The following is an 11094-nucleotide window of genomic DNA, read 5'->3' as shown; positions in this document are numbered from 1 at the left end:
CCTTAGTTGATAACAAAAATATGAAATCCTTTTAAGAAACGAACAAACACGACACCAGGATCACTTCCTATTTTTAATTTTCCTTATAGCTGTGTCGCTGAATGTATTCGGTGGGGCTCAACCCATACATCTTTTTGAATAGCGTAGTGAAATGCGTCTGATTGGTAAATCCAAGCGAATAAGCTACCTGAGAAATATTCATTTTTTTCTCCAGCAGCAGCTTTTCAGCTTGCTGTAACCGGATATTACGAATAAATTCACCGGTCGAAATACCCGTCAGCGATTTCACCTTACGGTGCAGCTGTACACGGCTCAACCCTACTTCATCGGCTAGAAACTGCACATTGAACTCCGAATTCTCCAGGTATTGGTTTACCGTTTTAACAATACGTTCCATCAGCTGCTCATCGCTAGACTTAAAGCTGATGGTTTTTACCTTACCTTCCTGCTGCTGCGCGCCCGAAAACTTTCCTTTAACCTTCATGCGGTTTTTGATGAGATTGTGTACAACAAGATGAAGCTCATCCACCATAAAAGGCTTTGTCAGGTAGGCATCTGCGCCGCGACCAATGCCTTCCAAACGGTCTTCCTGATTGGTTTTGGCCGTCAGTAACACCACAGGAATATGGTTGGTCGTGCTATTGCCCTTGAGCTTTTTGACCAACGTATAGCCGTCCATTAATGGCATGGCAACGTCGGAAATAATCAGGTCGGGCTGCTCAGCAAGGGCGATTTGAAACCCCTCGCCACCATTTTCGGCAAGCAGCACTTTATAGGATGGTGAAAGTTCCTGATGCAGATAGTGGAGAATGTCGCGATCGTCGTCAATGACAAGAACTTTATAGCCTGTTTTTTGATAATCGTTCTTTGGATGTAGGTTAGTTGCTGAAACTGGGCGGCTCTCGTGTTTTATCGTCAACGCATCAGTTGGTCTCACAGGAGCAAGATCTTTCTGCCGCAGATGCTTGTTGCCCATCGGAAGACGGATTACAAAAAGGCTGCCGCTGCAGTCCATTCTATTTTCGGCATGTATCTGTCCACCGTGCAGTTTAACCAGCACTTTGGTGAGATGTAGACCAATGCCCGAACCCTGCCGCTGATAAGTGCTATGCGCAGCAGACTGGTAGTACCGCTTAAAAACATGGCGAAGATCGCTTTTGGCGATGCCGCTACCCGTATCACTGACAACAAGTTCTAAGATTTCACTTCCCTTTCCCCGTTGTTGAACGGCTAAGGAAACCGCAATGTGACCACCACTCGGCGTAAATTTAAACGCGTTGGAGATCACATTATGCAGTATTTTTTCAAAGCTGTTGACGTCTATCCAAATTGGAATATCGTCGGCATCGCTGTGTACGGATAGCTGGATCTGATGACTAAGGGCCTGATCCTCAAAAATGCCGATCGTCTGCTTGACATAATCTACCGCATTGATTTCGCAAAATTTGAGATTCATGTGCCCGCTTTCCAGCTTTCGGATATCAAGCAACTGATTGACTAGACTAAGGATGCGCTGTGCATTGCGATTCATGTTCTGCAGCGTGGATCGGGTTTGCGGATCTGCTGCATTTTTCATGAGCTTATCAATCGGACTCATGACTAGCGTCAGCGGCGATCGGATCTCGTGCGATACATCCGTAAAAAGCTGTAACCGGAAAGCATGCAGACGCTCGAGCCGACGCTCATGCAGATACTTACTGATTAGGAATAGAATACCGGTCGCAAGTAGGATATAAACGCAGTAAGCCATTCCACTTAAATACCAGGGCGGCTGGATATGCAGCGTTACCATTAAGCTTGGTGAATGGATGCCAAATTTACAGGCGCGTATTTCCAATTCATGCTCCCCGGAAGAAAGGTTGTTGTACGTGATCAGGTTCACTCCCGGAAGCGTCGCATTCCAGCTCTTATTGATGCCTTTAATGCGGTATTCATAATGTACATTTTCTGGACTGTTAAAATCCATTGTGGACAATTCAAAAGTGAAACTGTCGTCGTTGCTATGGAAGAAAAATTCGTTTGCAGCGATCAAGTCATCCTTATAGATTACGCTTCCGCTGGGTGCCATGCCAGGCTTAATGGGCTGGTTCTTGACATACAGATTGGTAATGAGTACCGGATGTGGATAGGTCTGCAGCTGTATCTTTTCAGGAAAAAATGAAGTAATCCCCTGCCGTCCGCCGTAATATATTTTTCCTTGGGTATCCTGAAAGTGAACGCTGCGGTTGTAGGACCGATCCACCAAGCCGTCTCCGGTATAGTAGTTGACAATTTTGCCTGAACCGGGATTCAGACAGTTGATACCCTTGAATGTGCTGCACCAAATATTTCCTTTCTTGTCACCACCTAAGCCAGTGATCACATTGCTGGATAGTCCGTTATTAGTGGTGTAAATGCTGACCGACCCTGATTTCTTATCGATCTGATATAGGCCGTTGTAGGTGCCGGCCCAGATGTGACCTAAATGATCGTCCAATAGGGAGATGGTGATCTGTTCGGATAATCGATGGCCTGTATACTGTTGAGAGAAGCTCTTTGTAGTGGGATCAAAACAGCTCACGCCCTTATGATGCCCAAGCCAGATAAGACCATCATCGGCGCATAAAACGGTAGCAATCCAATCATTGGCTAAGGCGCCCTTCGTCGAATTGCTGGTATTCATACTATAACTTTGAGCAATTTTCGTATCGAGATCGTATTCCACAAAGCCCGATCCAAATGTAGCAATATAAAGCTTATTGTTTTTGCCCAAGGCGAAAGATTTGACCTGTCTGGATGGGCAGATATCCCTGAGGGCGGATTGTCCTGCTATAGGATCAATTTGTCCAAGGCCTTTATCATATGAACTGAACCAGATCGTACCGTCCAAAGCCGCTTCCAGTTTATTAATATCCGCTATGGTATTTATTTGTTGATGTGAAATGCCTTGACGGTCAGTTTTAAAAACGCCTTCTCGCTCCACGGCATACCAAATATTACCTTGGCGGTCACGCGTGATGGCACTGATGATGTTTTGATCGGTTTTTTCCCGGCCTGAAATACGCCAAAATTCAAACTGTTTGCTCTGCACAGGGATAAAAACTAGGCCCCGTTGAAACCAGCCAAGCCAAAGATTATTTTCGCGGTCCTGCAGCAGCGCACGTATCCGAGCATGTCGGTAGTCATTGTCCAAATTAGGTAGTTCAGCTTGTGCAGCAATCAGTGGCTTTTTTTCCAGATCCAGATACCATAACCCATCACCCTCGGTACTGATCAGCAGATGGTTTTTCTGGCCTTTTGATAGTTGGATCTCCGTTACGGTAGACTGCAGTTTCGACTTGTATTCAACGGCTTCGAATGTATTGTTTTGCGGATCATAGCGGCTGATCTTTGAAGGCGAGGCAAATAGCAGTTTGCCGTCATGCTGCTGCGCGATGTCATAATTGCCGCCCTTGGGCATCGGAAGCAGATCCGAAACGATTTGCCTTGCCCGCTTCTGGTCGGCAGAAACCTGCGAGACCCCTACACGGTCAATAGCTACCCAAATCCTGTTCATCCGGTCTTCAAATAGACTGCGGGCAAACATGCCGCCAACCAGCGTATTGAGTCGCGGTAGCGATAGCGCCTCTCTACGGCTAACCTGAATATCGAAGATACCCCAGCCTGATGTGGCTACCCAAATGTGACCATCTTTTTTATGGATGATATCTGTAATGTGAGGTGCAATCTGATCAGGAAAATGGATGCGCACAAATTGGTCGCTATTTTCATCGTAATACTGCAGTCCATTATTGCAGCCCACCCAGAGCCTTTTGTCGCGGTCAAGATAAAGGATGATGACATTATTGCTCGATATGGACGTGCTATCCTGCACATCGTGGAGATATTGTACAAAACGGGTGCCGTCAAACTTGTTGAGCCCATACTCGGTACCTGTCCAGATATAGCCGTGTTTGTCCTGACTGATACTGTTGGTCAGATTGGATGAAAGTTCGCCAAAGCCATAGTCCCTATTGTCATAGATGCGCGTAGCCTGTCCATGGGCATACCCTATAAAAGCAAATAGTAGTAAGACTGTCGAAAAAAGATCCCTCCGCATTGGTATGATTGGTTTATGCTTTTGAAGATACATATTATTGCGCAACCCTAAAAAGAAAAAAAAGCTTATGGCCCAATAAACCCTGTTTTACACGCCGATGTAACAAATTGAAATAAATATGAAACGTCAATGCAAGGCGTTGCAACAATGGCCAAAGGGAATGTAACAGTTACAAATGCGGCGACTCATTAAGAGTACTACTTTTAGGTTGCTGAAAAATGATCATCATGCAACATCCCTTGCTGTGCTAGTACTTAGCATTGGGAGTGGGGTACTGTATGTGCTGAATTCAGGAAAGGAAAAAACCAATTATAATGGAAATCATCATGTTTACTCATCACCGCTATTGGCGAGTGTTTTTGGTCGCTGTGCTGATCTACTGCTGTAGAGGCAATGCCCATGCTGTGTTGTCTAGTACCAAAGATACGGTGGCACGGGATTTTATAGCCCGCGAGTCCGGTCCCGGTTTCCTGGCTTTAGTCAATAATGGGGTGCCTATACCTATGCTTGTCGATCCGCAAGATCACAAGGGTGTATTGCGGGCTTTCGAAAATCTAAAAAAAGATTTTATACAGGTTACGGGGCATGGGCCCGACCAGCAAAAAAACGGGCGCTCCAACATCATTATAGGTACCTATGGCAACTCGAGCCTGATTGACAGTCTCATGCATAAAGGTCTTTTGGACAGCAGTGCGCTTGCCGGAAAGCGGGAAAAGTTTATAATGACGGTGGTCAATAAGCCCTTATGGGGCATTGATTCAGCGCTGGTTATCGCCGGCAGCGACAAACGTGGTACGATCTACGGCATTTATGAGCTGTCGGCCCTAATTGGTGTTTCACCCTGGTATTACTGGGCAGATGTGCCAATCCGCAAAGCAACCGCATTGTACGCCAAGCCAGGTCTCTACACGCAGGGGGAACCAAAGGTGAACTACCGCGGTATTTTCCTGAATGATGAAGCACCGGCATTAAGTGGTTGGTCCAAGGCGACGTTCGGTGGATTTAATGCAGATTTTTATGAAAAGGTATTCGAACTGCTATTACGGCTGAAAGCCAATTACCTCTGGCCTGCAATGTGGGGGAGTGCTTTTTATGATGATGATCCAAAAAATGGACCACTGGCGGATGAAATGGGTATTATCATGGGGACTTCGCACCACGAGCCGATGGCTAGGGCGCAAGCGGAATGGAAACGCTACGGCAATGGTGGAGCCTGGGACTATGCTAAAAATAAAGCCGGGTTGCAGAAGTTTTGGCGTAGCGGTATAGAACGTGCACGAAACTGGGAGTCTATCCTGACCATTGCCATGCGCGGTGACGGCGATGAACCCATGAGTGAAAAGCAAAATGTCAGTCTGCTGGAGCAGATCGTCCGCGATCAGCGACGCTTGATTGCGGAAGCCACAGGGCGTCCGGCAGCAGAGACACCACAGCTGTGGGCTTTATACAAAGAAGTACAGGACTATTATGATAAAGGCATGCGGGTGCCGGACGATGTAACGCTACTGCTTTGTGATGACAATTGGGGCAACGTACGTAAGCTGCCCGATCCGAATGCCACGCCACGAAAGGGCGGCTATGGCATGTATTACCATTTTGATTATGTGGGTGCCCCCCGCAATACGAAATGGATCAATGTGTCCCAGATGCAGCGGATATGGGAGCAGATGAACCTCACCTATAGACATGGCGTAGACAGAATCTGGATCGTTAATGTCGGCGACCTTAAGCCGATGGAATTTCCCATTTCATTTTTTCTGGATATGGCCTGGAATCCCGACAGGTTTAACGCCAATAACCTGATGGACTACACCCGCGAATGGTGTAGGCAGCAGTTTGGCGAAGCGTATGCCACGGAAGCGGCCAGCATGATCAACCGCTATACCAAATATAACCATCGGGTTACCCCCGAACTGCTGAACGAACGCACGTTTAGCCTCACACATTATAACGAATTTGACAGTGTTGTCAACGATTACAACAGGTTGGCCATGGAAGCCTCGCGACTCCATTACTTGCTGCCAGATTCCCTAAAGGATGCCTTCGATCAGCTTGTGGCTTTTCCAATCAACGCCTGCGCGAACCTGTATGAGATGTACCATGCTAAAGCGATGAACGACTACTATTACGCGAGAAACGATCGCAGGGCAAATGACTGGGCCGATAAGGTAAAGGCTTGCTTTCTGCGCGATTCACTTTTTACCCATCATTACAACCATTCCATTGCCAAAGGGAAATGGATCCACATGATGGATCAGGTGCGCATCGGCTACAGCAGCTGGAATGAACCGCCTAAGGCTATTATGCCTGCTGTTCACTATTTGGCGGATACTGCAGTTCACCGTTCGCCGAAGGTATTTAGCGAGACCGATGGCTATATTGCAATGGAGGCCGCAAGCTATGCTGTAGCGAGCAGTGCACCGGGGGTACAATGGGTGGAGATTCCAGACCTGGGAAAGACCGTGTCGGCCATGACAACACAACCTGTTACAGCTAGCCTCGGAAATAACACCGCCCTAGAATACAAGATTCGCGTAAAAGAAAAGCGAGAAGCAAAGATCATAGCACTGTTGTCGCCCACGCTCAATTTCAATGGAAACCGTGGGCTGCGCTATGCGATTTCCATCGACGACGGTCCCGAAAAACTGGTCAATTTTAATGGACATTACAAGGGCGAACTCGGACAGTGGCAGGCACGCCGTATCATCGAAAGTGTGTCGGTACACAGCTTGCTGCCGGGAGAACATACCCTTCGAATCCGCTTCTTGGATCAGGGAATCGTGTTGCAGCGCATACTCATCGATTTTGGGGGGCTGAAACCCTCTTATCTCGGTCCGCGGCAGAGCGCAACCGCGCAGTTGATCGACACGGATAGTAAATAAATATTAATAAAAAAAATAATTGTAGTCATGGAAAACAACGCACATTACTTACTACCTAACTTCAGGCGTAATCTGGATGGATCAAGAGGTGGACGTAACGTACAAATAATTGAAATTGCATACCCGAGTACGGTTGGTATGCTAGCGGTGGAGGGAAGCTGATGGGACATGTGATCCGATATGGGGTCTGCCTATTGTTAGCCGTGTTGTGCTATCTGGTAGGTCAGGCAGAAGATGGCAGCCAACTGTGGTTGCGCTACACCAAGGTCGCCGATAGGGAAGCTGCACTGCGCAAAATTCACTGTTCACTCCGTGATCCTGTGTCCAATACCGCAGTCCAGGAGTTACAGCACTACTGGCGCAGAGGTGATGTAGCGCTCGTGCTGGATAAAAAATGGCCAGATTACCAGCCTGACGGATATCGTATCCGGTCGGTAGCGGGTAAGACGATTATTCGTGCAGGCAGCAGTACCGGCCTGCTCTACGGAGCTTATCACTTACTGCGGTTACAGCAGATCGGGAGTGAGCTTACACAGCTAGATATCGTTGAAACGCCGAGTTACCACTTACGCATGCTCAACCATTGGGATAATCTGGACGGTACAGTTGAACGGGGCTATGCCGGATACTCGCTTTGGAAGTGGGATGAATTACCTGCGGTGAAGTCGCCTCGCTACGTCGAATATGCGCGTGCAAATGCCTCGATTGGTATCAATGCGGTTGTGCTCAATAACGTCAATGCGTCGCCCCTGATCCTGCGCGAAGACTATATAGAGAAGGTAAAGGCGTTGGCGGATAGCTTCCGTCCTTACGGTATCCGTGTGTTTCTGTCCATTAATTTTTCGGCGCCGGCGATTCTGGGCAATCTGCAGGATTCGGATCCGCTGAATCCCGCTGTGGCACGTTGGTGGAAAGACAAGGCAGATGCGATTTATAGCATCATACCTGATTTTGGGGGCTTTCTAGTGAAGGCCAATTCAGAGGGACAGCCTGGACCACAGGATTATGGCCGGACGCATGCCGATGGCGCTAATATGCTGGCCACTGCGCTGAGACCACACAAGGGGTTGGTTTTGTGGCGTGCTTTTGTGTATAATCCCTCGGCCGAGGATCGCGCCAAACAGGCTTATCAAGAGTTTGTGCCACTAGACGGCAAGTTTGACGACAATGTGATCCTACAAATCAAAAATGGGCCCATCGATTTCCAGCCGCGTGAACCGTTTAATCCATTGTTTGGAGCGATGCCCAAGACAAGCCAGATGGTCGAATTTCAGATCACTCAGGAGTACCTCGGGTTTTCTAATCACCTGGTATACCTTGCTCCGCTGTTTAAGGAGACGCTCGATGCCGAAACCTATACACGAAAGGAAGCGAGTACGGTGGCGGGTCTAACGCAAAAAGGGCCGAATCCACGGCTATCGGCGATTGCGGGTGTTGCCAACATCGGCGAGGACCGCAATTGGTGTGGTCACCACTTTGCCCAAGCCAACTGGTACGCCTTTGGAAGGTTAGCTTGGAACAGCGACTTATCCAGCGATAGCGTGGCGCGGGAGTGGCTCGCTTCAACCTTTTCGCCAGATCCGACCCTCATAGCTCCACTGTCGAAGGTGATGCTGGAATCGCGTGAGGCAGCAGTCAACTACATGATGTCGCTGGGCCTGCACCATATATTCGCTTTCGAACACCACTATGGTCCCGAACCCTGGGGCGATATTCCCGGTGGAAGACCCGATTGGATGCCTTGGTATTACCATAATGCAGATTCGCTGGGGATCGGATTTGACCGGACAGCATCGGGCAGCAATGCCGTTGCACAGTACCATAGCCCACTCCAGGAGCAGTTTGCAGTGGTGAGCAGCTGCCCTGAAAAATATTTGCTCTGGTTTCACCATGTACCCTGGGGCTACAGCATGAAAAATGGTCGCTCCTTATGGGATAACCTGTGCTATGCCTATCAGGAGGGGGTGAATCAGGTACGGTATGTTCAGCGTGTATGGGATGGTCTTGAACACAAGGTGGATGCGGAACGCTTTGAGGACGTGCAGGCAAAATTAAAAATCCAGGCAAAGGATGCCGTATGGTGGCGCGATGCCTGCCTGTTGTATTTTCAGACTTACTCCAGAATGCCCATTCCGCCCACGCTGGAGCAACCGGTGCATAGGCTGGACGAATTGAAAAAAATTAAACTAAATCTTAAACACCATAATTAGCTCCGCTAGATTAAATTATTAACGCTATTCATAGAAATAAAACCGTCAGAAAAGCAGTAATGGCCCTTGGCGAACGGAAGAACGTAACAAATTGAAATGCTTTTGTTACATATTTTAATTGTTGTAAATACACTTAAAAGTATGTTTGTATTCAGATAAACCAAATTATAAATAAACCAATCATGTTAAAGCGGAAAGGGAAAATCATGCTGGGCATGTCCGTCGTTATATTGGCGACATTAACGGCATTCAGTACAAAAGAGTATAAAAGAAAACCGCAGAAAGATCGTCTTTCTGGACCTGTATTTTCGGATTTTGTCTACGAAGGTGAAGACGCAGTTTATAAGGAAAACCCGTTAAAGCCGGGACAGTTTTATTCGCCTATTCTTCAGGGGTGTTATCCCGACCCGAGTATCACGCGTAAAGGCGATGATTACTACCTGGTGAATTCCTCTTTTTCGATGTTCCCAGGTGTTCCGATCTTCCACTCGGTTGATCTGGTCAACTGGAAACAGCTGGGGCATGTTCTCGATCGCGAATCGCAGCTAAAAGTGGGGACATCAGGAATTAGCGAGGGAATATATGCCCCGGATATCGTGTACAATCGGCACAACGACACATTCTACATGATGACGACCCAAATTGCATCGGGCATCGGAAATATGGTCGTCAAAACCAAAGACCCCAAAGCTGGAAACTGGTCCGATCCAATCAAGCTGGATTTTGATGGCATTGATCCGGCACTATTCTTTGATGATGATGGCAAAGCCTATGTGGTGCACAACGATGCGCCAGATAAAGGTAAGCTGCGCTATGAGGGGCATCGTGTCATCAAACTCTGGGAATACGACACAAAGAAGGATCAGGTCATTAAAGGGAGTGAGCGTATATTGGTGGATGGCGGCGTGCATCCCGCGGACAATCCCATCTGGATCGAAGGCCCACATATTTACAAAAAAGCAGGAAAGTATTACCTGATGTGTGCAGAAGGAGGGACGGGCAGTGATCACAGCGAAGTCATCTTTTCGAGCGAACAGATTGCAGGGCCTTATACCCCGGCACCCAAAAATCCGATACTCTCACAGCGACATCTCGATAAAACTAGGCTCAATCCGGTGGAATGGGCGGGCCACGCCGACTTAGTTGAAGGTCCGGGTGGATCGTGGTATGGTATATTTCTTGGCGTCAGACCCAATGAAGTCAACCGGGTCAACACGGGACGGGAAACATTTATCCTCCCCGTAGATTGGTCCGGCGAATGGCCTATCTTTCAAGGCGGCATGGAGCCACTTAAACCTAGTGTTCCAATGCCTGCCGGTGTGGAAAACAAAGGGAATGCTCCCGGTTATTTTCCCAATGGGAATTTTACGTTCGCCGACCCGTTGACTGCAGCGAAGCTCGACCACCGTTGGGTTGCTCTGCGCGGAGCCCGCGAAAAATTTGTACAGCAGTCCGATAAAGGGACAATCCTAAAGCCATATGCTATCGATATCAGTGAGCAAAAGCCATTATCCGCTCTCTTTTACAGACAACAGCATAAAAACTTTGAGAGCACAGTATCGCTAAACTATGTGCCATCTGCGCCCTCGGATCTCGCAGGCATCACCTGTCTGCAGAGTGAAAAATACCATTATGTGCTGGGCCTGACAAAACTGGGCAAAGAAAACTATATCGTGCTGGCGAGAAATGAGAACGGTAGCACCAAGATCCTCGCGAAGGAGAAGATTAATCTAAAAGGGGCTGTGCAACTAAAGGTCAAGGCGATTGGCGATGCCTATCAATTTGCCTATGCCCTGGCACCCGGCAAGTTTAAGCATATCGGCAATACGGTATCGGGCGATATCCTGTCGACAGACGTCGCTGGCGGTTTTACAGGTGCGCTGATTGGTCTGTACAGTACCTCAGCCAATAAAATCAGGTAGCT

General features: G+C 48.0%; 5 protein-coding genes. 4 read left to right on the top strand and 1 reads right to left on the bottom strand.

The annotated features are described in order from the left end of the window. Positions 1-73 precede the first annotated feature (73 nt). Entirely contained in the window at positions 74-4078 is a 4005-nt protein-coding gene (locus tag B2W36_RS02100; RefSeq protein ID WP_293886295.1) for a hybrid sensor histidine kinase/response regulator transcription factor, read from the bottom strand. A 314-nt stretch (positions 4079-4392) separates the two neighbouring features. On the opposite strand from B2W36_RS02100, the gene B2W36_RS02095 reads away from it, so the two are divergent. The 4 genes from B2W36_RS02095 (at position 4393) to B2W36_RS02080 (ending at position 11092) form a co-directional block, all read left to right on the top strand. Continuing rightward, a complete protein-coding gene (locus tag B2W36_RS02095) occupies positions 4393-6960 on the top strand; it encodes a glycosyl hydrolase 115 family protein (protein WP_293886294.1) in 2568 nt (855 codons plus the stop codon). A 27-nt stretch (positions 6961-6987) separates the two neighbouring features. Further along, a complete protein-coding gene (locus B2W36_RS02090) occupies positions 6988-7122 on the top strand; it encodes a hypothetical protein (RefSeq protein ID WP_293884935.1) in 135 nt (44 codons plus the stop codon). Beyond that, positions 7122-9170 (top strand): alpha-glucuronidase, encoded by a 2049-nt coding sequence (locus B2W36_RS02085; RefSeq protein ID WP_293886293.1) that lies wholly within the window; start codon positions 7122-7124, stop codon positions 9168-9170. Before B2W36_RS02090 ends, B2W36_RS02085 begins: the two co-directional genes overlap by 1 nt. Positions 9171-9352: 182 nt before the next feature. After that, positions 9353-11092 (top strand): glycoside hydrolase family 43 protein, encoded by a 1740-nt coding sequence (locus B2W36_RS02080; protein ID WP_293886292.1) that lies wholly within the window; start codon positions 9353-9355, stop codon positions 11090-11092. Positions 11093-11094 lie beyond the last annotated feature (2 nt).

The sequence above is a fragment of the Sphingobacterium sp. UBA3549 genome, assembly GCF_002376635.1.
Classification (GTDB): domain Bacteria; phylum Bacteroidota; class Bacteroidia; order Sphingobacteriales; family Sphingobacteriaceae; genus Sphingobacterium.
This window is presented reverse-complemented; position numbering and strand designations above follow the sequence as displayed.

Coding starts and splice junctions, on each gene's coding strand:
- B2W36_RS02100 (WP_293886295.1), bottom strand. CDS start 4,078: ATGCGGAGGGATCTTTTTTCGACAGTCTTACTACTATTTGCTTTTATA.
- B2W36_RS02095 (WP_293886294.1), top strand. CDS start 4,393: ATGGAAATCATCATGTTTACTCATCACCGCTATTGGCGAGTGTTTTTG.
- B2W36_RS02090 (WP_293884935.1), top strand. CDS start 6,988: ATGGAAAACAACGCACATTACTTACTACCTAACTTCAGGCGTAATCTG.
- B2W36_RS02085 (WP_293886293.1), top strand. CDS start 7,122: ATGGGACATGTGATCCGATATGGGGTCTGCCTATTGTTAGCCGTGTTG.
- B2W36_RS02080 (WP_293886292.1), top strand. CDS start 9,353: ATGTTAAAGCGGAAAGGGAAAATCATGCTGGGCATGTCCGTCGTTATA.